This is a genomic window from Micromonospora sp. ZG13, assembly GCF_059359355.1.
In genome coordinates, this window is the sequence record NZ_JCADBQ010000005.1 from 34,046 (window position 1) to 60,234 (window position 26,189).

Annotated in this window: 26 protein-coding genes; 7 read left to right on the forward strand and 19 right to left on the reverse strand. The window is 72.7% G+C overall.

Annotated features, from left to right (window positions below; all coding sequences use genetic code 11):
• Positions 1 to 37 precede the first annotated feature (37 nt).
• From AC5L34_RS12935 to AC5L34_RS12980, 10 genes are all read right to left on the reverse strand, one after another.
• Positions 38 to 691, reverse strand: coding sequence for an acVLRF1 family peptidyl-tRNA hydrolase (locus AC5L34_RS12935; protein WP_441174706.1), 654 nt, complete (start codon positions 689 to 691; stop codon positions 38 to 40).
• 137 nt (positions 692 to 828) lie between these two features.
• Positions 829 to 1,455, reverse strand: a complete 627-nt coding sequence (locus AC5L34_RS12940) for a LysE family transporter (RefSeq protein ID WP_441174707.1) — start codon at positions 1,453 to 1,455, stop codon at positions 829 to 831.
• Between the two features lie 214 nt (positions 1,456 to 1,669).
• The gene (locus AC5L34_RS12945; protein ID WP_494825054.1) at positions 1,670 to 2,104 is read right to left on the reverse strand and encodes a metal-sulfur cluster assembly factor; all 435 of its coding nucleotides are present in this window, start codon (positions 2,102 to 2,104) and stop codon (positions 1,670 to 1,672) included.
• Complete coding sequence (gene sufU, locus AC5L34_RS12950; protein ID WP_494825055.1) at positions 2,101 to 2,577, reverse strand: Fe-S cluster assembly sulfur transfer protein SufU; 477 nt, start codon at positions 2,575 to 2,577, stop codon at positions 2,101 to 2,103. Before sufU ends, AC5L34_RS12945 begins: the two co-directional genes overlap by 4 nt.
• 43 nt (positions 2,578 to 2,620) lie before the next feature.
• The gene (locus tag AC5L34_RS12955; protein WP_441174712.1) at positions 2,621 to 3,925 is read right to left on the reverse strand and encodes a cysteine desulfurase; all 1,305 of its coding nucleotides are present in this window, start codon (positions 3,923 to 3,925) and stop codon (positions 2,621 to 2,623) included.
• A gap of 32 nt (positions 3,926 to 3,957) precedes the next feature.
• Positions 3,958 to 4,731: a Fe-S cluster assembly ATPase SufC gene (sufC, locus tag AC5L34_RS12960; RefSeq protein WP_088999375.1), complete on the reverse strand. Its 774-nt coding sequence runs from the start codon at positions 4,729 to 4,731 to the stop codon at positions 3,958 to 3,960.
• The gene (locus AC5L34_RS12965) at positions 4,731 to 5,057 is read right to left on the reverse strand and encodes a non-heme iron oxygenase ferredoxin subunit (protein WP_494825057.1); all 327 of its coding nucleotides are present in this window, start codon (positions 5,055 to 5,057) and stop codon (positions 4,731 to 4,733) included. Before AC5L34_RS12965 ends, sufC begins: the two co-directional genes overlap by 1 nt.
• Positions 5,057 to 6,199 (reverse strand): Fe-S cluster assembly protein SufD, encoded by a 1,143-nt coding sequence (gene sufD, locus AC5L34_RS12970; RefSeq protein ID WP_441174715.1) that lies wholly within the window; start codon positions 6,197 to 6,199, stop codon positions 5,057 to 5,059. Before sufD ends, AC5L34_RS12965 begins: the two co-directional genes overlap by 1 nt.
• A 138-nt stretch (positions 6,200 to 6,337) precedes the next feature.
• On the reverse strand, positions 6,338 to 7,768 hold the full coding sequence (sufB, locus tag AC5L34_RS12975; protein ID WP_441174716.1) for a Fe-S cluster assembly protein SufB: 1,431 nt from the start codon (positions 7,766 to 7,768) through the stop codon (positions 6,338 to 6,340).
• Positions 7,765 to 8,526 carry a helix-turn-helix transcriptional regulator gene (locus AC5L34_RS12980; protein ID WP_441174717.1) on the reverse strand — a complete coding sequence of 254 codons (762 nt, stop codon included), beginning with the start codon at positions 8,524 to 8,526 and terminating at the stop codon, positions 7,765 to 7,767. Before AC5L34_RS12980 ends, sufB begins: the two co-directional genes overlap by 4 nt.
• Before the next feature lie 97 nt (positions 8,527 to 8,623).
• Between AC5L34_RS12980 and AC5L34_RS12985 the strand changes: the two genes are divergently transcribed.
• Complete coding sequence (locus AC5L34_RS12985; RefSeq protein WP_441174719.1) at positions 8,624 to 9,586, forward strand: COX15/CtaA family protein; 963 nt, start codon at positions 8,624 to 8,626, stop codon at positions 9,584 to 9,586.
• A 40-nt stretch (positions 9,587 to 9,626) separates the two neighbouring features.
• Here AC5L34_RS12985 and AC5L34_RS12990 read toward each other — a convergent pair whose 3' ends face one another.
• From AC5L34_RS12990 to AC5L34_RS13000, 3 genes are all read right to left on the reverse strand, one after another.
• Entirely contained in the window at positions 9,627 to 10,550 is a 924-nt protein-coding gene (locus AC5L34_RS12990; protein ID WP_441174721.1) for an ATP-grasp domain-containing protein, read from the reverse strand.
• Between the two features lie 6 nt (positions 10,551 to 10,556).
• The gene (locus AC5L34_RS12995; protein ID WP_088999368.1) at positions 10,557 to 10,889 is read right to left on the reverse strand and encodes a hypothetical protein; all 333 of its coding nucleotides are present in this window, start codon (positions 10,887 to 10,889) and stop codon (positions 10,557 to 10,559) included.
• A gap of 397 nt (positions 10,890 to 11,286) precedes the next feature.
• Positions 11,287 to 12,246, reverse strand: coding sequence for a heme o synthase (locus tag AC5L34_RS13000; protein WP_441174722.1), 960 nt, complete (start codon positions 12,244 to 12,246; stop codon positions 11,287 to 11,289).
• Between the two features lie 265 nt (positions 12,247 to 12,511).
• Between AC5L34_RS13000 and tkt the strand changes: the two genes are divergently transcribed.
• From tkt to pgl, 6 genes are all read left to right on the forward strand, one after another.
• On the forward strand, positions 12,512 to 14,650 hold the full coding sequence (gene tkt, locus AC5L34_RS13005) for a transketolase (protein WP_441174723.1): 2,139 nt from the start codon (positions 12,512 to 12,514) through the stop codon (positions 14,648 to 14,650).
• A 16-nt stretch (positions 14,651 to 14,666) separates the two neighbouring features.
• A complete protein-coding gene (gene tal / locus AC5L34_RS13010) occupies positions 14,667 to 15,845 on the forward strand; it encodes a transaldolase (protein ID WP_101411662.1) in 1,179 nt (392 codons plus the stop codon).
• Positions 15,842 to 17,491 carry a phosphoglucose isomerase-related protein gene (locus AC5L34_RS13015; RefSeq protein WP_441174724.1) on the forward strand — a complete coding sequence of 550 codons (1,650 nt, stop codon included), beginning with the start codon at positions 15,842 to 15,844 and terminating at the stop codon, positions 17,489 to 17,491. Before tal ends, AC5L34_RS13015 begins: the two co-directional genes overlap by 4 nt.
• Before the next feature lie 11 nt (positions 17,492 to 17,502).
• Positions 17,503 to 19,044 carry a glucose-6-phosphate dehydrogenase gene (gene zwf, locus AC5L34_RS13020; protein ID WP_374208799.1) on the forward strand — a complete coding sequence of 514 codons (1,542 nt, stop codon included), beginning with the start codon at positions 17,503 to 17,505 and terminating at the stop codon, positions 19,042 to 19,044.
• Positions 19,045 to 19,135: 91 nt separating this feature from the next.
• On the forward strand, positions 19,136 to 20,152 hold the full coding sequence (locus AC5L34_RS13025) for a glucose-6-phosphate dehydrogenase assembly protein OpcA (RefSeq protein ID WP_441174726.1): 1,017 nt from the start codon (positions 19,136 to 19,138) through the stop codon (positions 20,150 to 20,152).
• Positions 20,153 to 20,219: 67 nt separating this feature from the next.
• The gene (pgl, locus tag AC5L34_RS13030) at positions 20,220 to 20,990 is read left to right on the forward strand and encodes a 6-phosphogluconolactonase (protein ID WP_357721353.1); all 771 of its coding nucleotides are present in this window, start codon (positions 20,220 to 20,222) and stop codon (positions 20,988 to 20,990) included.
• A 77-nt stretch (positions 20,991 to 21,067) separates the two neighbouring features.
• Here pgl and AC5L34_RS13035 read toward each other — a convergent pair whose 3' ends face one another.
• From AC5L34_RS13035 to whiA, 6 genes are all read right to left on the reverse strand, one after another.
• Positions 21,068 to 21,418: an RNA polymerase-binding protein RbpA gene (locus AC5L34_RS13035; RefSeq protein WP_441174730.1), complete on the reverse strand. Its 351-nt coding sequence runs from the start codon at positions 21,416 to 21,418 to the stop codon at positions 21,068 to 21,070.
• 131 nt (positions 21,419 to 21,549) lie between these two features.
• Positions 21,550 to 21,813, reverse strand: coding sequence for a preprotein translocase subunit SecG (gene secG, locus AC5L34_RS13040; RefSeq protein WP_088999360.1), 264 nt, complete (start codon positions 21,811 to 21,813; stop codon positions 21,550 to 21,552).
• A gap of 95 nt (positions 21,814 to 21,908) precedes the next feature.
• Positions 21,909 to 22,700, reverse strand: a complete 792-nt coding sequence (gene tpiA / locus AC5L34_RS13045) for a triose-phosphate isomerase (protein WP_441174732.1) — start codon at positions 22,698 to 22,700, stop codon at positions 21,909 to 21,911.
• Entirely contained in the window at positions 22,700 to 23,899 is a 1,200-nt protein-coding gene (locus AC5L34_RS13050) for a phosphoglycerate kinase (RefSeq protein WP_441174733.1), read from the reverse strand. Before AC5L34_RS13050 ends, tpiA begins: the two co-directional genes overlap by 1 nt.
• Positions 23,896 to 24,900, reverse strand: coding sequence for a type I glyceraldehyde-3-phosphate dehydrogenase (gap, locus tag AC5L34_RS13055; protein WP_088999357.1), 1,005 nt, complete (start codon positions 24,898 to 24,900; stop codon positions 23,896 to 23,898). The genes AC5L34_RS13050 and gap overlap by 4 nt, the downstream gene beginning before the upstream one ends.
• Positions 24,901 to 25,164: 264 nt before the next feature.
• Complete coding sequence (gene whiA / locus AC5L34_RS13060; protein ID WP_088999356.1) at positions 25,165 to 26,145, reverse strand: DNA-binding protein WhiA; 981 nt, start codon at positions 26,143 to 26,145, stop codon at positions 25,165 to 25,167.
• Positions 26,146 to 26,189 lie beyond the last annotated feature (44 nt).

The window sequence follows — 26,189 nt, forward strand, 5'->3', positions numbered from 1 at the left end:
CCCTCCCCGACCGTCGCGCCCAGCCTAGTGCGCCGGGTCAGGACGGGGCGGGATCGCGCACCAGGATCCGGACCGCCCGGGCCGCCGCGACCGCGCCGACGAGCACGGCGTGGCGGGGCTCGGGCACGTCCAGCAGCCGCTCCGCGCGCAACGCCGCCAGCGGGGCGAGCCGCCGGTCGGCCAGCACGGTGTCCACCGCCCGCCGGTCGCCGCCGCAGACCACCGCACGCAGGGACGACGCCTCCGGCAGCAGCAGCCGTACGGCCAGCTCGGCGGCGTCGCCCAGCGCCGCCTTCGCCTGGTTGTCGCGCCGCCGGGCGAAGCGCTGCTGCGACCAGCCCCCGGCGGCGGTGCGCCCCTGCACGTAGCGGGTGTCCACCTTGGAGACGACCAGCTTCTCCCCCGCCGCCACGCCGAGGGCCACCGCGCCCTTCCGGGCGAGCAGCAGGCCGATCCGGCGGGGCGCGGCCGCGGCGGCCACGAAGCCGGGCAGGTCGGAGGCGGCGGGCGCGCCGGGCGGGGTGTGCAGCTCGGCGGTCGCGCCGTCCGCGGCGGCGAGCAGCAGCCCGTACGCCTCGACGGTGGCGGTGGGCGGGCCGTGCCGGTCGGCGAAGCCCTCCACCCAGCGGGCCACCCGGGCCGGGTCCACCTCGACCCACCGGCCGCCTCCGGCTGCGGGTCGGCTGCTCATACGCCGAACCTACGCCACGGGTGGGTGGACGCGCGGCGGCGGGCCGCCGCCCAGCCGGGCAGCGGCGGCCGGCCCGGGCTCAGCCGGGCAGCGGCGGCCGGCCCGGGCTCAGCCGGGCAGCGGCGACCGGCCCGGGCTCAACCGCGCAGCAGCATCGCCACGGCCAGGGCGACGATGATCGCGCTGGAGAGCAGTGCGGTCACCAGCCGGCCGCGCGGGCCGGTCAGCACCCGGCCGACCAGGCTGCCTCCGCCGGCGATCACCAGCTGCCAGCTCGCCGAGGCGACGAACGCGCCGAGCACGAAGAGGCCGGCGGCGAGCGGATCCGGCTCGGCGCGGTCCGCGCGGCCCAGCACGAGCGCGGCGAAGTAGACCACGGTCGCGGGGTTCAGCAGGGTCAGCGCGAGCACGCCGGCGAAGGCACGGGCCGGGGTGTCCAGGGCCCCGCGACCGGCGGCGGCCCGGGTCGCGGGGCGGGGACGCAGCGCACGCCAGGCGCCGTGGCCGGCGATGACGAGCAGCACCAGCGCGGCGGCCAGCCGCAGCGGCCCGGCGACCGGGGCGACGAGCCCGGCGACGGCGGCCCCGCCGAGGGCCGCCACGGCGGCGTAGAGCCCGTCGGCGGTGGCCACCCCGAACGCGGCGGCGGCGCCGACCCGGAACGAGGTGCGGGCGCTGAGCCCGAGGATGAGCACCGCGATCGCGCCGACCGGGATGGCGACGCCGTAGCCGGCGACCAGGCCGGCCAGGAACGCGCCGGTCACGACGGTCGGCTGCGGACCGGGACGCGACCGGACGACGTCCACTGTCGGCGCGCGGCGGTGGCCGCGGCGACGGGGACGGTCTTCGTCGGGTACGTCTCGATCACCCGCTCATCCTCGGTCCCGCCCGGCCACCCCGCCAGCGAATTCCGCAGTACGGGTCGAGCGCGCCGCCCCGTGGGGGCGACGCGCTCGACGGGGACCGGCGCCGGGCCGGTCAGACGTTGAAGCCGAGGGAGCGGAGCTGGTCGCGCCCCTCGTCGGTGATCTTGTCGGGCCCCCACGGCGGCAGCCACACCCAGTTGATCCGGATGTCGTCGACCAGACCGCCACCCGGGCCGGTGGTCAACGCCTGCCGGGTCTGGTCCTCGATCACGTCGGTCAGCGGGCACGCCGCCGAGGTCAGCGTCATGTCCAGGGTGGCGACGTTGTCGTCGCCGACGTGCACGCCGTACAACAGGCCGAGGTCGACCACGTTGATGCCCAGCTCGGGGTCGACGACGTCCTTCATCGCCTCCTCGATGTCGGCGACGGCGGCCCTGCCCCCGGCGGCCGACGCGCCGTTCGTCGCCGGTGCGGCGGCGTCCGCGGCCGGGGCGGTGGCGCCCCCGGTCGCCGGGGTCGCCGCGGTGGCGGTGTCCTCGCTGCTCATGCCTCAACCTCCGTCGGGCTCACGCCCACACCGGCGCGTGCCGCGGCGTCCTTGAACGCCATCCACGGCAACAGCGCGCACTTGACCCGGGCGGGGTAGCGGGCGACGCCCGCGAACGCGACCCCGTCACCGAGCACGTCCTCGTCCGGCGTGACCTGGCCACGGCCGGACATCAACTCGACGAACGCCTCGTGCACCCGGAACGCGTCGCCCGTGCCCCGGCCCACCAGCAGTTCGTGCAGCACGCTCGCCGACGCCTGGCTGATCGAGCAGCCCATGCCGTCGTACGAGACGTCGTGCAGCACGTCGCCGTCGGTGGCCACCCGTACGGTGACCTCGTCACCGCAGGTCGGGTTGACATGGTGCGCCTCGGCGACCCGGGCGCCCGAGGCGTCCGGGTCGCGCAGGCCGCGACCGTGCGGGTGCTTGTAGTGGTCCAGGATGATCTCCTGGTAAAGAGATTCAAGCTGCATCAGGCTGAACTCCCGTCGATCCGCGGGCTCCTGCGTCGCCGCTTCACTCGAACACCTTCCGCACCTGCTCCAGGCCCGCCACCAGGGCGTCGATCTCCGCGGTGGTGGTGTAGAGGTAGAACGAGGCCCGCGTCATCGCCGGCACGCCGAACCGGGTGCACACCGGCTTGGCGCAGTGGTGGCCGACGCGCACCTGCACGCCGAGCGAGTCGAGCACCTGCCCGACGTCGTGCGGGTGGATGTCGCCGAGGGCGAACGAGATCGTGCCGCCCCGGCCCACCGGCACGGTCGGCCCGAAGATCCGCAGGCCGGGCACCGTGGCGAGGGCGTCCAGCGCGTACGCCGTCAGCTCCTTCTCGTGCCACTGGATGGCCTGCATCCCGATGCCGGTGAGGTAGTCGACGGCCGCGCCGAGCGCGACCGCCTCGGCGATCGGCGGGGTGCCCGCCTCGAACCGGGCCGGCGGCGCGGCGAACGTCGAGCGGGCCATGGTGACCGTCTCGATCATCGATCCGCCGCCCAGCACCGGTGGCATCGCCGCCAGCAGCTCGCCCCGACCCCAGAGCACCCCGATGCCGGTCGGGCCGCACATCTTGTGCCCCGTGAAGACGATGAAGTCGGCGTCGTAGTCGACCACGTCCATCGGCATGTGCGGCACCGACTGAGAGCAGTCGAGCAGCAGCAGCGCCCCCACCTCGCGGACCCGCTCGGTGATCCGCGAGGTGGCGTTGACCGTGCCGAGGATGTTGGACATGTGCACCAGCGAGACGATCTTCGTCCGCTCGGTGACCAGGTCCTGAAGCCCCGACTCGTCCAGGCGCCCCTGGTCGGTGACCGGGAACCAGCGCAGGGTCGCGCCGGTACGCTCACAGAGCAGCTGCCACGGCACGATGTTCGAGTGGTGCTCCATCTCGGAGATCACCACCTCGTCGCCGGGGCCGAGCCGGAAGCGCGGGTCGGCGTCGGGCCGCAGCGAGGCGTTGGAGAAGGCGTACGCCACGATGTTGATCGCCTCGGTGGAGTTCTTCGTGAACACCACCTCGTCCACGCTCGGCGCGTTGATGAACGCGGCGATCTTCGCCCGCGCGCCCTCGTACGCCTCGGTGGCCTCGGTGCCCAGGGTGTGCACCGAGCGGGACACGTTGGCGTTGTGCATCGCGTAGTGCTCGCCGAGCACGTCGAGCACCTGCCGCGGCTTGTGCGAGGTGTTGGCGCTGTCGAGGTAGACCAGCCGGTGCCCGTTGACCTCCCGGTCGAGGATCGGGAAGTCGGCGCGCACCGCCGCCACGTCGTAACGCGGCACGTCGTCGTACTGCGGCATCCCCGACGGGATCGCGATGGAAGTCATGTCGACCGGCCCACCCATTCTTCCGAGAGGACTCAGGCCCGCGCCGCGCCGGCCCCGGCGGCGTACCGCTCGTAGCCCTCTTCCTCGAGCTTGTCGGCCAGCTCCGGGCCGCCCTGCTCGACGATCCGGCCGGCGACGAAGACGTGCACGAAGTCCGGCTTGATGTAGCGCAGGATCCGCGTGTAGTGGGTGATCAGCAGCATGCCGGTGTCGCCGTTGTCGCGGACCCGGTTCACGCCCTCGCTGACCACGCGCAGCGCGTCCACGTCGAGGCCGGAGTCGGTCTCGTCGAGGATCGCGATCTTCGGCTTGAGCAGCTCCAGCTGCACGATCTCGTGCCGCTTCTTCTCACCGCCGGAGAAGCCCTCGTTGACGTTGCGCTGGGCGAACGCCGGGTCCATCTGGAGGCGCTCCATGGCCCCGCGCAGCTCGCCACCCCAGGTGCGCAGCTTGGGCGCCTGGCCGTCGATGGCGGTCTTGGCGGTACGCAGGAAGTTCGCCACCGAGACGCCGGGGACCTCGACCGGGTATTGCATGGCCAGGAAGAGGCCGGCGCGGGCCCGCTCGTCCACGGACAGGGCCAGCACGTCCTCGCCGTCGAGGGTCACCGAGCCGCCGGTGATCTCGTACTTCGGGTGGCCGGCGATCGAGTAGGCCAGGGTGGACTTGCCGGAGCCGTTCGGGCCCATGATCGCGTGGGTCTCGCCCGAGCGGACGGTCAGGTCGACACCGGCCAGGATCGGCTTGAGCTCACCCTCGGGCAGCTTGACCGACACCTTCAGGTCGCGGATCTCCAGGGTGCTCATTATCGGGTCACTCCATTGCTCGGCGTGAGACTGACGTAGATGTCGCCGTCTCGGACTTCGACGGGATAGACGGGAACGGGTTCGGTGGCGGGCAGCCCGGTCGGCTCGCCGGTCCTCAGGTCGAAACGGGATCCGTGCAGCCAGCATTCCAGCGTGCAGCCGGAGACCTCCCCCTCGGAGAGGGCGACCGAGGCGTGCGAGCACTCGTCGTAGGCGGCGTAGAAGACGCCGTCCTCGCCGTGCACCAGCGCGATCGGGGTGCCGTCGACGTCCGCGCTGATCACGGTGCCCTTCGGCACGTCCTCGGTGGAGCAGAGGCGGATCATCAGGCGCCGACCTTGGTCAGCCGGGCCTCGATGGCGTCGCCCAGCCGCTCGCGCAGCTCCTCGACCGGGATCTTGTTGATCAGCTCCGCGAAGAAGCCGCGGACCACCAGGCGCCGCGCCTCGGCCTCCGGGATGCCCCGGGCCATCAGGTAGAACAGCTGCTCGTCGTCGAAGCGCCCGGTCGCGCTCGCGTGCCCGGCGCCGGCGATCTCGCCGGTCTCGATCTCCAGATTGGGTACGGAGTCCGCCCGCGCGCCGTCGGTCAGCAGCAGGTTCCGGTTGATCTCGTACGTGTCGGTGCCGGTCGCCTCGGCGCGGATCAGCACGTCGCCCACCCAGACGGTGCGCGCGCTCTCACCCTGCAGGGCGCCCCGGTAGCCGACGTAGCTGCGGCAGTCCGGCACGGTGTGGTCGACCAGCTGGCGGTGCTCCAGGTGCTGGCCCGAGTCGGCGAAGTAGAGGCCGTACAGCTCGGCCTCGCCGCCCCGCTCGGTGTACTCCACCGAGGTGTACTGCCGCACCAGGTCGCCGCCGAGGGAGACCTGGACGTGCACCACCTTGGCGTCGCGGCCCAGTCGGACCCTCAGGTGCTGGGCCTGCACGGCGTCGCCGGCCCAGTCGGCGACGGTGACCAGGGTCAGCTTCGCCCCGTCGGCCACCGCCACCTCGACGTTGTCGGCCAGCGTGGCCGAGCCGACGTGCTCCAGCACCAGGGTCACCTCGGCGAAGCGGCCCACCTCGACGAAGGTGTGCCCGAAGGCGATGCCCTCGGCGCCCTCGCCGACCACCCGCAGGCTCACCGGCTCGGCCACCACGGCGTCGCGGGCGACCTGCACCAGCAGCGCCTGCCCGGCCCCGCCGTAGGCCAGCGCGCTGACCCGGTCGACCGGGGTGAGCACGCTGCCCACCCGCGGGTCGTCGGAGCCGATCCGCTCGACGGTGACGCCCTCGGGCAGGTCGCCGTACTCGTGACGGACCGTGCCGGTGGCGGTCTGCGCCTCGCCGGTAAGCCCGCGCAGCCGCTTGAGCGGGGTGAAGCGCCACTCCTCCTCCAGGCCCGTGAGGGCCGGGAAGTCGGCGACGTCGTACGAGCGGAGCGCCTGCGACTTGGTGCTGGGCGGCGCGGAAGCCTGGGTAGTCATCTCTTCCTTGGTCTGTTCTACGACGACGGTGTCATTAACTGGAGGGTCGGTCGGTGTTCGCGCGGCCCGGCCAGAGGGGTCGGCGTCCGGCGGCCCCGCAACGGGTCGGCGTTCGCGCGGCCCGCCGGCGGGCCGGCGTCAGCCGACCGCGCCCTCCATCTGGAGCTCGATCAGGCGGTTGAGTTCCAGGGCGTACTCCATCGGGAGTTCCTTGGCGATCGGCTCGATGAAGCCGCGCACGATCATCGCCATCGCCTCGTCCTCGCTCAGACCACGGCTCATCAGGTAGAAGAGCTGGTCGTCGCTGATCTTGGAGACGGTCGCCTCGTGCCCCATCGACACGTCGTCCTCGCGGATGTCGACGTACGGGTAGGTGTCCGAGCGGGAGATGGTGTCGACCAGCAGCGCGTCGCACTTGACCGTGCTCCGGCTGCTGTGCGAGCCCTCCAGCACCTGGACCAGGCCCCGGTACGACGTGCGGCCGCCGCCCCGGGCGATCGACTTGGAGATGATGGTGGAGGAGGTGTGCGGCGCGGCGTGCACCATCTTGGCGCCCGCGTCCTGGTGCTGCCCCTCGCCCGCCATGGCCACCGAGAGCACCTCGCCCTTGGCGTGCTCGCCGGTCATGTAGACCGCCGGGTACTTCATGGTGACCTTGGAGCCGATGTTGCCGTCGACCCACTCCATGGTCGCGCCCTCGTGGCACACGGCCCGCTTGGTGACCAGGTTGTAGACGTTGTTCGACCAGTTCTGGATGGTCGTGTAGCGGCACCGGGCGTTCTTCTTGACGATGATCTCCACGACGGCGCTGTGCAGCGAGTCGGAGGAGTACAGCGGCGCGGTGCAGCCCTCGACGTAGTGCACGTACGCGCCCTCGTCGACGATGATCAGCGTGCGCTCGAACTGGCCCATGTTCTCCGTGTTGATCCGGAAGTAGGCCTGCAACGGGATCTCCACGTGCACGCCCTTCGGCACGTAGATGAACGAGCCGCCGGACCACACGGACGTGTTCAGCGCGGCGAACTTGTTGTCGCCGACCGGGATCACCGTGCCGAAGTACTCCTTGAAGACGTCCTCGTGCTCGCGCAGCGCGGTGTCGGTGTCCAGGAAGATGACACCCTGCTCCTCGAGGTCCTCACGGATCTTGTGGTAGACGACCTCGGACTCGTACTGCGCCGCGACGCCCGCGACCAGGCGCTGCTTCTCCGCCTCGGGGATGCCCAGCCGGTCGTAGGTGTTCTTGATGTCCTCCGGCAGGTCCTCCCAGCTGGTGGCCTGCTTCTCGGTGGACCGCACGAAGTACTTGATGTTGTCGAAGTCGATCCCCGTGAGGTCGGCGCCCCAGGCGGGCATCGGCTTGCGGCCGAACAGCCGCAGGCCCTTCAGTCGCAGGTCGAGCATCCAGGCCGGCTCGTTCTTCTTGGCCGAGATGTCCCGCACCACCGCCTCGTCGAGGCCGCGCTGGGCGACCGCCCCGGCGACGTCGGGGTCGGCCCAGCCGTACTCGTAGCGACCCAGGGCGGCGAGCTGCTCTTCCTGCGTCAGGGGCTGGACGATCTGCTCGGTCATCTATCTGTCCTCACAGTGGTGACGGTCTTACCGGAACGGGCACGCCCCGGCTGGGTGGGGATGTGCGTGGTGCACACCCCGTCGCCGTGGGCGATGGTGGCCAGGCGCTGCACGTGGGTGCCGACCAGGCGGGAGATGACCGCGGTCTCGGCCTCGCACAGCTGGGGGAACTCGGCGGCCACGTGCGCCACCGGGCAGTGGTGCTGACAGAGCTGGCCGCCGGAGGCGATCGTGGACGCGTTCGCAGCGTAGCCCTCGGCGGTCAGCGCTCCGGCGAGTGCCTCGGCCCGCGCGAGCGGGTCGTCGCCGGCGTCCTCCATGGCGGCCCGGCAGCGGGCCTCCAGCGCGGCGACCTGGTCGGCCGCGAACGCCTCGACCGCCTCGGCGCCGCCGTTGCGGGAGATCCAGCGCAGCGCGGCGGTGGCCATGTTGTCGTAGTGGTGGGTGCCGCAGCGGACCCGGGCCGCGTCGGTCAGCAGGAAGACCTTCGCCGGCCGGCCGCGGCCGCGGTGACCCCGGACGGTCTGCTCGCGGGCGAGCACGTCGCCGTCGGCGAGCATCGCGTCGAGGTGCCGGCGGATCGCGGCCGGGCTGAGCCCGAGCGCCGAGCCGAGCTGCGCGGCGGTGGTCGCGCCGCGCTCCAGCAGCAGCTGGGTGACCCGGTCGCGGGTGGAGAGGTCCGCGACGGACGCGGACCGGCCGGCGGCCGGGGTGGTGGCCGTCGGCCGGTCCCCGGAGAGCCCCGCCACGTATTTCACAACGCCAACGTTACGTAATTCGGCCGAGGCCCGCAAACCGGGTCCCGGTGATCCGAACCACCGCACGGGCGGAGTCACCCGATCGTGCTCCACTACGGTGCGTAGGATTTGCGCCGTGAAGCGATCCGTCCGGTTCCCGGTCTCCACCGCCCTGCTGCGCCGTCTCGCGCTCGCCTCGATCATCGCGAACGTGGGCATCGTCGTCACCGGCGGGGCCGTCCGGCTCACCGCGTCGGGCCTCGGCTGCCCGACCTGGCCCCGGTGCACCGACGACTCGTACGTCACGACCTCCGAGATGGGCGTGCACGGGGTGATCGAGTTCGGCAACCGCCTGCTCACCTTCGCGGTCGGCATCATCGCGCTGGCGGTGCTGGTGGCCGTGCTGCTGCACCGCCCCCGTCGGCGGGAGCTGATCCCGCTCGCGGTCGCGGTGCTCTTCGGCATCCCGGCCCAGGCGGTCGTCGGCGGGATCACCGTGCTCACCAACCTCAACCCGTGGGTGGTCGGCCTGCACTTCCTCGCCTCGATGCTGGTGATCGCGGCCGCGTACGCCCTGTGGCGGCGGATCAAGGACCCGGCGGGCCCGCCGGTGGCCGTCGTGCCGGCCCCGCTGCGGACCCTCACCGCGCTCACCACCGTGGTCAGCGCGGCGGTGCTGGTGATCGGCACCTGGGTGACGGGCAGCGGCCCGCACGCGGGCGACCAGGGCGCCGCCCGCAACGGGCTCGACCCCGAGACGATCTCCCAGGTGCACGCCGACAGCGTCTTCCTGCTCATCGGCCTGTCCGTGGCGCTGGTCTTCGCCTTCCGCGCGGTCGGCGCGCAGCGGGCCGCGCGGGCCGCGCTGGTGCTCGTCGCCGTCGAGCTGGGTCAGGGCCTGATCGGCTTCGTGCAGTACTTCACCAACCTGCCGGCGCTGCTGGTGGGCGCGCACATGCTGGGCTCCTGCCTGGTCCTGCTGGCCACCCTGTCGGTGCAGTGGTCCACCCGCGAGCGCCGCCCGGTCGCGCCGTCGCCGGCCCCGGACGCCGTCGACCGGGCCGTCCCGGTCGCCGCCTGAGCGCTCCCCGGCCCGTCCGGCCGCGCACCTGGCGGGCCGGTCAGCCGGCGGCGCGACCCAGGTGGAGCAGGATCGCGTCGGCCAGCCGGTCGGCGGCCCCGTCGGCGTGGCCGAGGAACAGCGACGGCTCGGTCAGCTCCAGTTCCACCAGGACCGGCGCGCCGTCCGGGCCCGGGATGAGGTCCACCCGGGCGTAGAGCAGGCGCCCCGACCCGCCGGGCACCGCCGCGAGGGCCCGGTCGGCCACCGCCAACTGCGCGGCGGTCGCGGTGCGGGCGGTGATCTCCTCGGGCCGGTGCAGCCCGTCGACCCCGAGGTCCGGGCCGGTCAGCATCGGCCCCTTGCGGATCGCGTGGCTGAACGTCGGGCCGTCCGGGCCGGCCAGGAAGAGCAGGGCCGTCTCGCCGGCCGTGTCGACGGCGTCGAGGTACGGCTGCACCATGGCCAGCCGCCCGGCGTCCGACAGCCGCCGCACGTGCGCCACGGCCAGTTCCCGGTGGTACGGATCGGCCAGGTCGTAGCGGCCGGTGTCCTGGCTGCCCGCGCTGACGGCCGGCTTGACGACGTACTCGCCGTGGGCGGCGGGCGGCTGCCAGTCCTCCCCCGGCGCGACCCAGGACGTCGGCACGGTCGGCACCCCCGCCGCGGACAGCTCGGCCAGGTACCGCTTGTCGGTGTTCCAGCGCACGACGTCCGCCGGGTTGGCCAGGGCGGGAACCCGCGACGCCCAGGCGACGAACTCGTCGCGCCGCAGCGCGTAGTCCCACGGCGAGCGGAGCACCGCCAGGTCGTACGCGGGCCAGTCGGCGCCCGGGTCGGCCCAGTCCAGCACGTCGGCGGTCACCCCGCGGCGGACCAGCGGGTCGAGCAGCAGCCGGTCGTCGGGGTCGAGGTCCGGCAGATCGGCACAGGTTATGAGAGCGACCCGGGGTTTCCCCCGGGTCGACTGGTGGTGGTCGGTCAATTTATGTCAACGGGCCATCGTGCGCCGGGCCATCGACCGCCAGAGGTCGTTGCTCGGACGCATCTGGTCCATCAGTTCACGCTCCCAGGCGTTCTCGACGGTGACTCCCGCCGTCGCGCAGGCCTGCCGCGCCACGACGGTGTCGTCGGCGAACTGGTCGCCCCACACCCCGTCCTCACCCACGAGGACGATGCGCGCGCCACGCTTGCCGACGTACTCGATGACCGCCTTCGCCCCGCCGTGACCGGCGGCGAACGACTTGATGCCCGCGACCAGGCCCTGCGGGGCGTGCCCGGGGGTCTGCTCGGCCGTCAGCGTCGTATCGGAACCATCTGCCATGACGCGAAGCGTAAGCAGACTTCCACCCGGGCGGGCGAGAACCATGAACCTTTTGTGATGCCAATTACCCGCAGGTTTAAGGAGAACCACAGACGATATGCCCTGATCATCCCTACTTATCATGCCAAAACGTCGTCCCGAACCGGCCCGGCCCGGGGCATCCGAAGCGGTTCAGGACCGATGCGAACGGTGTCACCGATGTGACGGGAAACCCGGACAAGGCATACACAACAATGACTTTGCGGTACGGCAGCGGCGGCCGGACCCGACCCACGATCCGCAAGCGGACCCGGCGCGGCGCGGCGCGGCCCCGTCAGGGGGCCGGCGCGGCCCGGTCGGGGCGGCGCGCCGCGGTCGGGGCGGCGCGCCGCGGTCGGGGCGGCGCGCCGCGGTCCGGTCAGATAAGGGCGTCGAGCGCGACGGCGGCGAAGAGGATGGTCAGGTAGGTGGTCGACCAGTGGAACAGCCGCATCGGCTTGACGGCCTGCCCCCGCGCGACCCGGCGGGCCAGCTTGTGCGCCTCCACCACGAAGATCGCGCCCACCACCACGGCGGGAACGCCGTAGATCAGGCTCATCCCCAGCGGCCACACGGCCAGCGAGGACGCCACGGTCAGCCAGGCGAAGCCGATGATCTCGGCGTTCACCCGCCGGGTGGAGGCCACCACCGGCAGCATCGGGATGCCGGCCCGGGCGTAGTCGTCCTTGTACTTCATCGCCAGCGGGTAGAAGTGCGGCATCTGCCAGAAGAAGACCACCGCGAACAGCGCCCACGCGGCCGGGGCGAGCGTCCCGGTCACCGCCGCCCAGCCGATCAGCACCGGCGCCGCCCCGCAGGCCCCGCCCCAGAACGTGTTCGCCGTCGTGGTGCGCTTGAGCCAGAGGGTGTAGACGACGTCGTAGTAGACGATCGCGGCCAGCGTGAGCCCGGCGGCCAGCAGGTTGGTGAACGCCGCCATCATCGCGACCGACACCGCCGCCAGCACCAGCCCGAAGATCAGCGCGTTGCGCGGCGTCACGGTGTGCGCCGGCAGCGGGCGACGCTTGGTGCGCCGCATCAGCTGGTCGATGTCGCGGTCGATGTAGCAGTTGATGACGCTGGCCGCGCCGGCCGCGAGCGAGCCGCCGACCAGCACCACGGCCACCAGCCAGAGCGACGGCATCCCGCCGTCCGCGAGCATCATCGCCGGAACCGTGGTGACGAGGAGCAGCTCCACGATCCGCGGCTTGGTCAGCGTCACGTAGGCCGAGACCACCGCGCGGACGTCCCGGCGGGCCACCGCCGACGTCTCCACCGTGGTCCGCACCGGCGGCTGCCCGGCAGAGTTGCTGACGGGGCGCTCGGTGATCATGCTCACGGATTGCCACCTTCCGGCGTCGGCAGGGGAGGTCGGATCGGCCGGACCCGGGTGGGGCCACACACCGCACCACAGACTACGCGTCGTCGTTTTGGCTGCCCGGGCGACCCGACAACGGTGCGGGCCGTCACACCGTCGGGCCGGTACCGGTCAGCGGTGCCGACCAGTACAGACCGGCATGCAGAGATCCCTGGGCGGACGTTTAGGACCGCTCGATAGGGTCATCACTGAGGGTTCCGCCCATCTGCCGAGGAGCACAACCATCGTGGCTGCCAACCGATCTGAGCACCCCGCACTCAACTGGTCCGACCTCGACCGCCGGGCCGTCGACACCGTCCGCGTACTGGCCATGGACGCCGTGGAGAAATCCGGCAACGGCCACCCGGGCACCGCGATGAGCCTCGCGCCCGCGGCCTACCTGCTCTTCAACCGGGTCATGCGCCATAACCCGGCCGACCCGAACTGGCCCGGCCGGGACCGCTTCGTGCTCTCCGCGGGCCACTCCAGCCTCACCCTCTACATCCAGCTCTTCCTCTCCGGCTACCCGCTGGCCCTGCAGGACCTGGAGTCGCTGCGGCAGTGGGGCTCGCTGACCCCGGGCCACCCCGAGCACGGGCACACCCCCGGCGTGGAGACCACCACCGGGCCGCTCGGGCAGGGCCTCGGCAACGCGGTCGGCATGGCGATGGCCGCTCGCCGCGAGCGCGGCCTGTTCGACCCGGAGGCCGAGCCGGGCCGGTCGGTCTTCGACCACGACATCTGGTGCATCGTCTCCGACGGCGACATCGAGGAGGGCATCAGCCACGAGGCGAGCGCGCTCGCCGGGCACCAGCAGCTCGGCAACCTCACGGTGATCTACGACGACAACGAGATCTCGATCGAGGACGACACCCGGATCGCCAAGAGCGAGGACGTCGCGGCCCGTTACGAGGCGTACGGCTGGCACGTGCAGACCGTCGACTGGCGCGCCGGCGACGCCGACCAGGGCGACTACCACGAGGACGTCGAGGCCCTGCACCGGGCGCTGCTGGCGGCGAAGGCCGAGACCGGCCGCCCCTCCTTCATCGCGCTGCGCACCATCATCGGCTGGCCCGCGCCCAACAAGAAGAACACCGGCAAGATCCACGGTTCGGCGCTGGGCGGCGACGAGGTGGCCGCCACCAAGAAGCTCCTCGGCTTCGACCCGGCGCGGACCTTCGAGGTCGACGAGGAGATGCTCGGCCACGCCCGCACGGTGATGGAGCGCGGCGCCCGGGCCCAGCAGGAGTGGACCACGGCGTTCGACGGCTGGGCGAAGGCCAACCCGGAGCGTCACGCGCTCTACGACCGGATGGCCGGGCGGATCCTGCCGAGCGGCTGGACCGAGGCGCTGCCGGAGTTCCCGGCCGACGCCAAGGGCGTCGCCACCCGGGCCGCCTCCGGCAAGGTCCTGGAGGCGCTCGCCGGAGTGCTGCCGGAGCTGTGGGGTGGCTCGGCCGACCTGGCGGAGAGCAACAACACCACCATGAAGGGCGAGCCGTCCTTCGTCCCCGCCGTCCACGCCACCAAGGGCTTCCCCGGCCACGAGTACGGCCGCACGCTGCACTTCGGCATCCGTGAGCACGCCATGGGTGCGATCCTCAACGGCATCGCGCTGCACGGCGGCACCCGCCCGTACGGCGGCACCTTCCTGGTGTTCAGCGACTACATGCGCCCGGCGGTGCGCCTCGCCGCGCTGATGAAGCTGCCGGTGGTCTACGTCTGGACGCACGACTCGATCGGCCTCGGCGAGGACGGCCCCACGCACCAGCCGGTGGAGCACCTGACCGCGCTGCGCGCCATCCCCGGCCTGGACGTGGTCCGGCCGGCCGACGCCAACGAGACGGTCTGGGCCTGGCGGCAGGCCCTGGAGCACACCGACCGGCCGACGGCGCTGGCGCTGAGCCGGCAGGCGCTGCCGACGATGGACCGCTCGGCCCTGGCCGGCGCGGAGGGCGTGACCAAGGGCGGCTACGTGCTGGCGGAGGCGTCCAACGGCAAGCCGCAGGTGATCCTCATCGGCACCGGCTCCGAGGTGCAGCTCTGCCTCACCGCCCGCGAGCGGCTGGAGGCCGACGGCACCCCCACCCGGGTCGTCTCGATGCCCTGCCAGGAGTGGTTCTTCGAGCAGGACGAGGCGTACCGGGAGTCGGTACTGCCGCGCGGGGTAAAGGCACGGGTGAGCGTGGAGGCGGGCATCGCCATGTCCTGGCACGGCATCGTCGGCGACTGCGGCGAGAGCGTGAGCCTGGAGCACTACGGCGCGAGCGCCCCGCACTCCGTGCTCTTCGAGCAGTTCGGCTTCACCCCCGACCGGATCGTGGCCGCCGCGCACGCGGCGCTGACCCGGATGGGCGACATCACCGGTTTCACGACCGGCAACTGAGGGGAGCGTGGACGGCATGACGGACAGGCTTAGTGAACTCACCGCCGCAGGCGTGGCGGTCTGGCTCGACGACCTTTCCCGGGTACGGCTGTCCTCCGGCGGGCTGGACCAGCTCCGCCGGGAGAAGCACGTGGCCGGGGTGACCACCAACCCGACGATCTTCGCCAAGGCGCTGAGCGACGCCGACGAGTACGACTGGCAACTGCGCGACCTCGCCGCCCGTGGCGTGGAGGTCGAGGAGGCCGTACGCATGCTCACCACGTACGACGTGCGGTGGGCGTGCGACGTGATGCGCCCGTCGTACGAGGGCAGCGGCGGCGTCGACGGCCGGGTCTCCATCGAGGTGGACCCGCGGCTGGCCCACGAGACCGACAGGACGGTCGCCGAGGCCAAGGCGCTGTGGTGGCTGGTCGACCGGCCCAATCTCTTCATCAAGATCCCGGCCACCGAGGCCGGCCTGCCGGCCATCACCGCCACCCTGGCCGAGGGGATCAGCGTCAACGTCACGCTGATCTTCGGGCTGGAGCGCTACTCGCAGGTGATGGAGGCGTTCCTGGCCGGTCTCGAGAAGGCCAAGGCCAACGGCCACGACCTGTCGAAGATCGGCTCGGTCGCCTCGTTCTTCGTCTCCCGCGTCGACAGCGAGATCGACAAGCGCCTGGAGAAGCTCGGCTCCGACGAGGCCAAGGCGCTGCGCGGCAAGGCCGCCGTCGCCAACGCCAAGCTGGCGTACGAGCGCTACGGCGAGGTGTTCTCCTCCGACCGGTGGCAGGCGCTCGCCGACGCCGGCGCCCACCCGCAGCGGCCGCTGTGGGCCTCCACCTCGACCAAGAACCCGGACTACCGGGACGTCATCTACGTCGAGGAGCTGATCGCCCCCGGCACGGTCAACACCATGCCGGAGCCGGTCGTGCACGCGTACGCCGACCACGGCGAGACCCGCGGCGACACCATCACCGGCTCGTACGACGAGGCCCGCAAGGTCTTCGCGGACCTGGAGTCGGTCGGGATCGACGTGGCCGACGTGATCGAGACCCTGGAGCGCGAGGGCGTGGAGAAGTTCGAGACGAGCTGGCAGGAACTGCTCGACGGCGTCCGCAAGTCGCTGTCGGCCGCGGGCCGGGGCGCCGGGCACCCGGGCGACGCCGCGAAGGGCAACGCGCAGGCCGCGCAGCAGGCGGGAGGTAACGCGTGAGTGACCTGCTGGCCGGGGCGGTCGAGGCCGCCGCCGGGCTCTCCGTGCACGGGGCCGACACCGTCGACAAGTCGGCGCCCGCCTCCACCCGGGAGGCGCTGGTCGGTGCCGGCGTGCCGGGCAAGCTGGCCGCGAAGGACCCGACCCTGTGGGGCCCGGACGCCGAGGCCGAGGCGAAGATCCGCCTCGGCTGGGTGGACACCCACCTGCGCAGCCGGGAGCTGCTCCCCCAGCTCGCCGAGCTGAAGGCGGAGCTGGCCGACCTGGACCACGTGGTGCTCGCCGGGATGGGCGGCTCGTCGCTGGCCCCCGAGGTCATCGCCCGCACCCTCGGCAAGCAGCTGACGGTGCTCGACACCACCGACCCGGGACAGGTCCGGGCGGCGCTGGCCGACCGGCTGGAGCGCACCGTGGTGGTGGTGGCCAGCAAGTCCGGCTCGACGGTCGAGACCGACAGCCACCGCCGGGCCTACTGGCAGGCGTTCCTCGACGCGGGGATGACCGAGGCGGAGGCCGGCCGGCACTTCGTGGTCGTCACCGACCCGGGTTCGCCCCTGGAGCAGACCGCCGCCGAGATGGGTGCCTTCACGGTGCTCGCCGACCCGAACGTCGGCGGCCGCTACTCCGCGCTGACCGCGTTCGGGCTGGTCCCGTCGGCGCTGGCCGGCGTCGAGGTGGGCGAGCTGCTCGACCAGGCCGACGCGCTGGCGCGGTCGCTGGGCGGGGACCGCGACAACCCGGGCCTGGCGCTCGGCGCGGCGCTCGGGGCCGCGGCCACCATGGGCCGGGACAAGGTCGCCCTGATCTCCGACGGCACCGGCATCGAGGGCCTCGGCGACTGGGCGGAGCAGCTCATCGCCGAGTCCACCGGCAAGGCCGGCGTCGGCATCCTGCCGGTCGTCGTGGAGTCGCCGCAGAGCCCCGGCGCCGCCGGCGACGACGTGCTCACCGTGACCTACGGCGGCGCGCTGCCCGCCGGCGCCGTCCCGGCCGGCGGCGTCGACGCCGACGTGGCGGTCAACGGCCCGCTCGGCGCGCAGTTCCTGGCCTGGGAGTACGCCACCGCGATCGCCGGCGTGGTGCTGGGCATCGACCCGTTCAACCAGCCCAACGTCACCGAGAGCAAGGAGAACACCAACCGGATCCTCGCCTCGGGTCCGCCGGCGGAGACGCCGTCGTTCACCGAGGGCGCGATCGAGGTGTACGCGCCGCAGGGCGCCCCGGGCGACCTGGCCGGCGTGCTGCGCCTGCTGATCGACGGGGCGGGCGACGACGGCTACCTCGCGGTGATGGCGTACCTCGACCGGTTCGCCGACGCCGACGCGGCCCGGCTGCGGCCGCTGCTGGCCGGCGCCGCCGGCCGTCCCGTCACCTTCGGTTGGGGCCCGCGGTTCCTGCACTCCACCGGCCAGTACCACAAGGGCGGTCCGCAGGTCGGCAGCTACCTCCAGCTCACCGGCGCGGTCGTCGACGACCTGCCGGTGCCGGGGCGGCCGTACACCTTCGGCGAGTTGCAGGCGGCGCAGGCCGCCGGCGACCGGCAGGCCCTGGCCGAGCGGGAGCGCCCGGTGGTCCGGCTGCACCTGACCGACCGGTCGGCGGGCGTGGCCCAGCTGCTCGATGCGGCCGGGGCGTTGCGGGCGTGACGATGAGGACCATGGACGACGCGGAGCGAGGAGGCGGTGTGAACCCGCTGCGCGACCCGCAGGACCGCCGGCTGCCGAGGATCCCGGAGTCGTGCGCTCTGGTGATCTTCGGCGTCACCGGTGACCTGGCCCGCAAGAAGCTCCTCCCGGCCGTGTACGACCTGGCGAACCGGGGGCTGCTGCCCCCGGGCTTCGCCGTGCTCGGCTTCGCCCGCCGGGACTGGGGCGACGGGGACTTCGAGTCGCTCGCCCACGAGGCGGCAAAGAAGCACGCCCGCACCCCCTGGCGGGAGGAGGTGTGGGCGCGCCTGGCGGGCAACATCAAGTTCGTCGGCGGCTCGTTCGACGACGACGCCGCGTTCGACCACCTCTCCGAGATGCTGGACGAGCTGCGCCAGACGCACGGCATCCCGGGCAACGCCGCCTTCTACTTCTCCATCCCCCCGGCGGCGTTCCCCGTGGTCCTCAAGCAGCTGGCCCGCACCGGGATGGCCGACAACGCCAAGTCCGGCGGCTGGCGCCGGGTGGTGGTGGAGAAGCCCTTCGGGCACGACCTGCCGTCGGCGAAGGCGCTCAACGACCTGGTCGACGACGTCTTCACCCGCAAGGACGTCTTCCGCATCGACCACTACCTGGGCAAGGAGACCGTCCAGAACATCCTCGCCCTGCGGTTCGCCAACAACCTGTTCGAGCCGCTGTGGAACTCCAAGTACGTCGACTCGGTGCAGATCACCATGGCCGAGGACGTCGGCATCGGCACCCGCGCCGGCTTCTACGACTCGGCCGGCGCGGCCCGCGACGTGTTCCAGAACCACCTGCTCCAGCTGCTGGCGCTGGTGGCGATGGAGGAGCCGACGAGCTTCGACGCCGACGAGATCCGCACGGAGAAGCTCAAGGTGCTCCGGGCGATCACCCTGCCCAAGGACGTCGCCGAGGGCACCGTACGCGGCCAGTACCTGCCCGGCTGGGTGGGCGGCGAGCGCGCCGTCGGGTACCTGGAGGAGGAGGGCGTCCCGGAGGACTCCACCACGGAGACCTACGTGGCCGTCCGGCTCGGCATCCAGAACCGCCGCTGGGCGGAGGTGCCGTTCTACATCCGGGCCGGCAAGCGGCTACCGCGGCGCGTCACCGAGGTCGCCATCATGTTCAAGCGGGCGCCGCACCTGCCATTCAACGAGGCCGACATGGAGTCGCTGGGCAACAACCAGCTCGTCATCCGGGTGCAGCCGGATGAGGGCGTGGTGCTCAAGTTCGGCTCCAAGGTGCCCGGCACCACGATGGAGGTCCGCGACATCGCCATGGACTTCCAGTACGGCGAGGCGTTCACCGAGGCCAGCCCCGAGGCGTACGAGCGGCTCGTGCTGGACGTGCTGATCGGCGACCGCACGCTCTTCCCCGACGCCGCCGAGGTCGAGCAGAGCTGGCAGGTGGTGGACCCGCTGGAGCACGCGTGGGCGGGCACCACCCCGGAGCCGTACCGGGCCGGCGAGTGGGGCCCCCGGGCCGCCGACGAGATGCTGGCCCGTGAGGGCCGCGCCTGGCGGCGCGCGTGAGCGCGAGGAGTGAGCCGGTTCTGCGAGCCTCGCGGTCGCGAACGAAGGCAGGTGCCGTGAGCAGGCGCAGCGAGCAAACCAGGAGGCTCCAGTGATCGGCCTGTGGGACACCACCGGGAACGAGGTGGTCAAGGCGCTCGCCGCCGAGCGGCGCAGCGCCGGCGGGGTGGCCAGCGGCATGGCGCTCACCCTGATCGTCGTGGTGGACGAGAAGCGGGTCCGCGAGGCGGAGGCGGCGGCGACGATAGCCGCCGCCGCCCACCCCTGCCGGCTGCTGGTGGTGGTCCGCACCGACGTGGAGCGCGAACGCAACCGGCTGGACGCGGAGATCGTCGTCGGCGGCCGGCTCGGCCCGTGCGAGGCGGTGGTCACCCGGATGTACGGACGGCTGGCCCTGCACGCCGAGTCGGTGGTGATGCCGCTGCTGGTGCCGGACGTACCGGTGGTGACGTGGTGGCACGGCGAGCCGCCGACCGAGATCTCCACGGACTTCCTCGGCGTGGTGGCCGACCGGCGGATCACCGACAGCGCGCAGGCCGCCGACCCGATCGAGGCGCTGCGCCAGCGGGCCCGGGACTACGCGCCCGGCGACACCGACCTGGCCTGGACCCGGATCACCCCGTGGCGCACCCTCGTGGCGGGGGCCTTCGACACCACCCAGGCCAGGGTCACCGAGGCGACCGTGGTGGCACCGCCGAGCGACCCGACCGCCGCGCTGATGCAGGGATGGCTGGCCGCGCGGCTCGGCATCCGGCCGACGTGGGAGCACAGCGACGCGTCCCCCCGGATGCGCGAGGTGCAGCTGCGCTGCGCCAACGGCGACACGCTGACGCTCACCCGCGACGACAGCGTGGCGACGTTCCGCCGTACCGGCCAGGAGGACCGGCAGCTGCCGCTCGTCCGGCGGCCGCTCGGCGACGAACTGGCCGAGGAGTTGCGCCGGCTCGACGCCGACCAGGTGTACGCGGAGGCGCTGGGTACGGCGGCCGGGCTGACCGACCTCGACCAGCGCCCGCCGCAGCGGGTGCACGTCTGGAAGGACCCGGCCACCGCCCAGCGGGCCGAGGCGGGGGTCACGGCGCACGTGGGTACGAGCGCCCAGCACTGAGCGCCCGACTGTCGGGGGCACCACGGAAGACCGGCCGCGCGGCGGCCGGAGAAACGAAGGCACACAGATGAGTGAGGCGAGTGTCGCCGTCCACGCCGACGCCGACCTGCTGGCCCAGGCGGTGGCCGCCCGGTTGCTGGTCAAGCTGCTCGACGCACAGGCCGAGCGGGGTCACGCGTCGGTGGTGCTGACCGGCGGGCGGATAGCCGCGGCGGTGCACCGGGCGGTGGCGGCGCTGCCGGCCCGCGACGCCGTCGACTGGTCGCGGGTGGACGTCTGGTGGGGCGACGAGCGGTTCCTGCCCGCCGGCGACCCCGAGCGCAACGAGACCCAGGCGCGCGCCACGCTGCTGGACGCGGTGCCGCTGGACCCGGCCCGGGTGCACCCCATGCCGGCCTCCGACGGCCCGGCCGGGCCGGACCCGGAGGAGGCGGCGGCCCGCTACGCCCAGGAGCTGGCCCGCGCGGCGCGTCCGGGCCACGCCGCGCTCCCCCACTTCGACGTGCTGATGCTGGGCGTCGGCGAGGACGGGCACGTCGCCTCGGTCTTCCCCGAGCATCCGGTGCACCACGACAGCCGGCCGGTCAGCGCGGTGCGGGGCAGCCCGAAGCCCCCACCGGTGCGGACCACGCTGACCCTCCCGGCGATCAACACCGCCGAGGAGGTCTGGCTCGTGGCCAGCGGGTCCGACAAGGCCCGGGCGGTCGGCATGGCGCTGGCCGGGGCGGGGCCGGTGCAACTGCCGGCGGCCGGCGTGCAGGGCACCGGCCGTACCCTCTGGCTGCTGGACCGGGCGGCGGCGGCCGACGTGCCGGCCCGCCTGCGCAGCCTGCGCTGAACAACGGAGGACCCCTCGTCCGCGCCCTGGCGGCGACGAGGGGTCCTTCGCTGTCCGCCGTGGGCGGGGAAAGTCGTCTAGCCGGCGGGACGGCCCCGCCGGCGGCGCAGGGCGGCGAGGGCCTCGGCCAGGATGGCCTCGCCCTCCTCGGCGGTGCGCCGCTCCTTCACGTACGCCAGGTGGGTCTTGTAGGGCTCGGGACGGGCGCGGCCCGGCGGGTTCTGCGCGTCCCGGCCGGCCGGCAGGCCGCAGCGCGGGCAGTCCCACACCTGCGGCACCTCGACCTCGGCGGCGAGCCGGATCTCGGTGCGGTGGGCGTTGCGGCACCAGTAGGTCACCGTCCGGCACGGGGCCGGCTGGTGGCGTTGGGCGCGGTGGTCCGGCGCGGACCCGACCCGGGTGCCCCGGATGACGTTGCCAATGGGCACGGCTGCTCGCTCCTGTCGTCGGAGGGGAACCGCCGCCGGAGGGGCGGCGGGCGACGCGGTGCAGCGGGTGGAACGAACTGCGCGCGGCCCGTCGGTGACGGACCGCGCGCAGATTCTACGACTCGGCGGGCTCAGACCGTGCCGCTGGCCATCTGGAGGCGGAGCCAGAGCCCCAGCCCGACGATGCAGGCGAACCAGACGATGCCCACCAGGACGGTGTAGCGGTCGAGGTTCTTCTCCGCCACCGAGGACCCGGCGAGGCTGGAGCTGACGCCACCGCCGAACATGCTCGACAACCCGCCGCCCTTACCGCGGTGCAGCAGGATCAGCATGGTCAACAGAACGCTCGTGATGACCAGCAACACGATCAACGTGTATGCGAACCAGATCGGCATGGCTGGGGTCAGTCCTCTCGTTACGATCCTCGCCCGGGCAGATCGGGCACGGTGGCACCGACCGACGGACGGGCGGAGTCAAGGATAGCGAGCGATCAGCGGGAGATGTGCTCCGGGAACCGGCAGATCTTCGCGAACTCCTCGGCGTCCAGGCTCGCGCCGCCCACCAACGCCCCGTCGACGTCCGGCTGGGCCATGATCGCCGCGACGTTGGAGGACTTGACCGACCCGCCGTAGAGGACCCGGACCGTGTCGGCGGTGTCCTGACCGAAGGACTCGGCCAGGCGCTGACGGACCGCGCCGCACACCTCCTGGGCGTCGTCGGGGGTGGCCGTCTTGCCCGTGCCGATCGCCCAGACCGGCTCGTAGGCCACCACGACCTTCGCCACCTGCTCGGCGGTCAGCCCCTTCAGGGCGCCGTCGAGCTGGTCGCTGCAGTGCGCCACGTGGGTGCCCTGGTCGCGCACGTCGAGCCCCTCCCCCACGCAGAGGATCGGGGTGAGCCCGTGGGTCAGCGCCGCCTGCACCTTGGCGTTGACGACCGCGTCGTCCTCGTGGTGGTAGGCCCGCCGCTCGGAGTGCCCGATCACCACGTACGTGCAGCCGAGCTTCGCCAGCATGGAGCCGGAGATGTCGCCGGTGTAGGCCCCCGACGCGTGCGGCGAGAGGTCCTGCGCGCCGTAGCCGATGAGCAGCTTGTCGCCGTCGACGGCGGTCTGGACCGTACGCAGGTCGGTGAACGGCGGCAGGACCACCGTCTCGACGTCGGTGAGCTGCTTCTCGGTGAGGCTGGCCGCCAGCTTCTGCACCAGCAGGTTGGCCTCGAGGTGGTTGCAGTTCATCTTCCAGTTGCCGGCCATCAGGGGCCGGCGGGTGACGCTCGCCATCAGTTCTCCAGGGCCGCGATGCCGGGGAGGGTCTTGCCCTCCAGGTATTCCAGGGAGGCGCCACCGCCGGTGGAGATGTGCCCGAAGGACGACTCGTCCAGCCCGAGCGCCCGGACCGCGGCGGCGGAGTCACCGCCACCGACGACCGTGAACGCGTCGGCCTTGGCGATCGTCTCGGCGATCCCCCGGGTGCCGTGGGCGAACGCCGGCATCTCGAACACGCCCATCGGGCCGTTCCAGAAGATCGTCCGCGCGCCCTTGAGGGCGGCGGCGAAGCCGGCGACCGTCTCCGGCCCGATGTCGAGCCCGACCCGCTTGCTCGGGATGCCGTCGGCCGGCACGGTGTCGTGCGCGGCGTCCGGGGCGAACGCGTCCGCGGCCACCACGTCGACCGGGAGCATGATCTTGCCCTCGGAGCGCTCCAGCAGGTTGCGGCAGGTCTCGACCATCTCCTCCTCCAGCAGCGAGGAGCCCACCTCGTGGCCCTGGGCCTTGAGGAAGGTGAAGCACATGCCGCCGCCGATCAGCAGCCGGTCGACCGTCGGCAGCAGCGCCTCGATCACCGCCAGCTTGTCGGAGACCTTCGAGCCACCGAGCACCACCACGTACGGGCGCTCCGGCTCGCCGGTCAGCCGGGACAGGACCTCCACCTCGCGCAGCACCAGCCGGCCGGCGACGTGCGGCAGCCGGGCCGGCACGTCGTGCACGCTGGCGTGCTTGCGGTGCACCGCGCCGAACGCGTCGTCGACGTAGGCGTCGCCGAACGCGGCGAGCTGGTCGGCGAAGGCGCCCCGCTCGGCGTCGTCCTTGCTGGTCTCACCGGCGTTGAAGCGCAGGTTCTCCAGCAGCGCGACCTCGCCGTCGGCGAGCGCGTCCACGGTGGAGCGGGCGGCATCGCCGACGGTGTCGGTGGCGAAGTGCACCCGCGTGCCGAGCAGCTCACCGAGCCGCCCGGCGACCGGGCCCAGGCTGAACTGCGGGTCCGGCGCGCCCTTCGGGCGGCCCAGGTGCGAGCAGACGACCACCTTGGCGCCGGCTCCGGTGAGGGCGCTGAGGGTCGGCAGCACGGCCCGGATGCGGCCGTCGTCGGTGATGTCGCCGGTCTGCTTGTCGAGCGGGACGTTCAGGTCGGCGCGCACCAGCACGCGCCGACCCGACACCCCCTCGGCGAGCAGGTCGTCGAGGGTACGGATGCTCACAGCGACTGACCGACCAGCTTGACCAGGTCGACCAGGCGGTTCGAGTAGCCCCACTCGTTGTCGTACCAGCCGACGACCTTGACCTGGTTACCGACAACCTTGGTCAGCGGCGCGTCGAAGATGCACGACGCCGGGTCGGTGACGATGTCGGCGGAGACGATCGGGTCCTCGTTGTAGACCAGGACGCCCTTGAGCGGCCCCTCGGCGGCGGCCTTCAGCGCGGCGTTGACCTCGTCCACCGTGGTCTCCCGGGCGACGTCGACCGTGAGGTCGGTGGCCGAGCCGGTCGGGATCGGCACGCGCAGCGCGTAGCCGTCCAGCTTGCCCTTGAGCTCCGGCAGCACCAGGCCGATCGCCTTCGCCGCGCCGGTCGAGGTCGGCACGATGTTCAGCGCGGCGGCGCGGGCCCGACGCAGGTCCTTGTGCGGCGCGTCCTGGAGGTTCTGGTCCTGGGTGTACGCGTGGATCGTCGTCATCAGGCCGTGCTGGATGCCGAACGTGTCGTGCAGGACCTTCGCCATCGGCGCCAGGCAGTTGGTGGTGCAGGAGGCGTTCGAGATGATGGTGTGCTTGGCCGGGTCGTACTGGTCGTGGTTGACGCCCATGACAACCGTGACGTCCTCGTTCTTCGCCGGAGCGGAGATGATGACCTTCTTGGCCCCGCCGTCGACGTGCGCCTTCGCCTTGGTGGCGTCGGTGAAGAAGCCGGTGGACTCGATGACGACGTCCGCGCCGACCTCGCCCCACGGCAGCTTCGACGGGTCCTTCTCGGCGTACGCCTTGATGGTCTTGCCACCCACGGTGATCTCGTCGGCGGTGGCCTTCACCTCGTGCGGGAGGCGGCCCAGGATGCTGTCGTACTTGAGCAGGTGGGCGAGCGTCGCGTTGTCGGTCAGGTCGTTGACCGCCACGACCTCGATGTCAGCGCCGGACGCCAGCACTGCCCGGAAGAAGTTGCGGCCGATCCGGCCGAAGCCGTTGATGCCAACCCGGATGGTCACAGGTCCCATCTCCTTGCGTTCTGGTCCGCCGGCGTCAGACCCGGGCCGGCGGAGGTGTGTGCGCCGACCGTTGGAGCCGGCCGTTGACGATTCATCTCGGCCACCCCGCCGCGGTCTCGAAGGACCTGACCGCCCGAGGCGGTGTGCACGGCGAGGAATGCCTGTGCCGGCCTCCTTGCCGTACGCAGCGACCCTATCCGAGCGTGCGGCGCAGTGCAGCGCCGGGTGGTGGCCCCACCGGCACCGCCGACCCGCTCCGTCCTATCAGACCACGAGCATGTCGGGCGTGACGGCCGCTTCCGTATCCGGGATGCCCAGGTCCCGGGCCCGCTTGTCGGCCAGCGCGAGCAACCGGCGGATCCGGCCGGCGATGGCGTCCTTGGTCAGCGGCGGGTCGGCCAGCGCGCCCAGCTCCTCCAACGAGGCCTGCCGGTGCTCCAGGCGCAGCCGGCCGGCCGAGGTGAGGTGGTTGGGCGCGTCCTCGGCGAGGATCTCCAGCGCCCGGGTCACCCGGGCGGCGGCGGCGACCGCGGCCCGCGCCGAGCGGCGCAGGTTGGCGTCGTCGAAGTTGGCCAGCCGGTTGGCCGTGGCCCGCACCTCGCGGCGTACCCGGCGCTCCTCCCAGGCCAGCACGCTGGAGTGGGCGCCGATCCGGGTGAGCAGCGCGGCGATCGCGTCGCCGTCCTTGACCACCACCCGGTCCACGCCGCGCACCTCGCGGTTCTTGGCGGTGATGCCGATGCGCCGGGCCGCGCCCACCAGGGCCAGCGCCGACTCCGGGCCGGGGCAGGTGATCTCCAGCGCGCTGGAGCGACCCGGCTCCGTCAGCGAGCCGTGCGCCATGAACGCGCCACGCCACGCCGACACCGCGCAGCAGACGTTCGCGGCCACGACGTGCGGCGGCAGGCCCCGCACGGGGCGTCCCCGCACGTCGAGCAGCCCCGTCTGCCGCGCGAGGGCCTCACCGTCCTTGACCACCCGCACGATGAAGTGGCTGCCCTTGCGCAGGCCACCGGACGCGAGCACGTGGATCTCGCTCGGATAGCCGTAGACCTCCGCGATCTCCCGTCGCAGCCGCCGGGCCACCGCCCCCGTGTCGAGTTCGGCCTCCACCACGACCCGACCGGAGACGATGTGCAGCCCGCCGGCGAAGCGCAGCAGCGCCGCCATCTCCGCCCGCCGGCAGCAGGGCTTGGGCACGTCGACCCGACTCAGCTCGTCCTTGACCGCAGCCGTCATCGCCATTGTGCGTCCCCTCACGGACCTGTTCCGGCGTGTCGCCGGAGATT

Excerpts from the sequence above, each read along its gene's own strand:
- AC5L34_RS12935 (WP_441174706.1), bottom strand. The coding sequence starts at position 691 with ATGAGCAGCCGACCCGCAGCCGGAGGCGGCCGGTGGGTCGAGGTGGAC.
- AC5L34_RS12945 (WP_494825054.1), bottom strand. The coding sequence starts at position 2,104 with ATGAGCAGCGAGGACACCGCCACCGCGGCGACCCCGGCGACCGGGGGC.
- sufU (WP_494825055.1), bottom strand. The coding sequence starts at position 2,577 with ATGCAGCTTGAATCTCTTTACCAGGAGATCATCCTGGACCACTACAAG.
- AC5L34_RS12955 (WP_441174712.1), bottom strand. The coding sequence starts at position 3,925 with ATGACTTCCATCGCGATCCCGTCGGGGATGCCGCAGTACGACGACGTG.
- sufC (WP_088999375.1), bottom strand. The coding sequence starts at position 4,731 with ATGAGCACCCTGGAGATCCGCGACCTGAAGGTGTCGGTCAAGCTGCCC.
- AC5L34_RS12965 (WP_494825057.1), bottom strand. The coding sequence starts at position 5,057 with ATGATCCGCCTCTGCTCCACCGAGGACGTGCCGAAGGGCACCGTGATC.
- sufD (WP_441174715.1), bottom strand. The coding sequence starts at position 6,199 with ATGACTACCCAGGCTTCCGCGCCGCCCAGCACCAAGTCGCAGGCGCTC.
- sufB (WP_441174716.1), bottom strand. The coding sequence starts at position 7,768 with ATGACCGAGCAGATCGTCCAGCCCCTGACGCAGGAAGAGCAGCTCGCC.
- AC5L34_RS12995 (WP_088999368.1), bottom strand. The coding sequence starts at position 10,889 with ATGGCAGATGGTTCCGATACGACGCTGACGGCCGAGCAGACCCCCGGG.
- tal (WP_101411662.1), top strand. The coding sequence starts at position 14,667 with ATGACGGACAGGCTTAGTGAACTCACCGCCGCAGGCGTGGCGGTCTGG.
- zwf (WP_374208799.1), top strand. The coding sequence starts at position 17,503 with ATGGACGACGCGGAGCGAGGAGGCGGTGTGAACCCGCTGCGCGACCCG.
- pgl (WP_357721353.1), top strand. The coding sequence starts at position 20,220 with ATGAGTGAGGCGAGTGTCGCCGTCCACGCCGACGCCGACCTGCTGGCC.
- secG (WP_088999360.1), bottom strand. The coding sequence starts at position 21,813 with ATGCCGATCTGGTTCGCATACACGTTGATCGTGTTGCTGGTCATCACG.
- tpiA (WP_441174732.1), bottom strand. The coding sequence starts at position 22,700 with ATGGCGAGCGTCACCCGCCGGCCCCTGATGGCCGGCAACTGGAAGATG.
- whiA (WP_088999356.1), bottom strand. The coding sequence starts at position 26,145 with ATGGCGATGACGGCTGCGGTCAAGGACGAGCTGAGTCGGGTCGACGTG.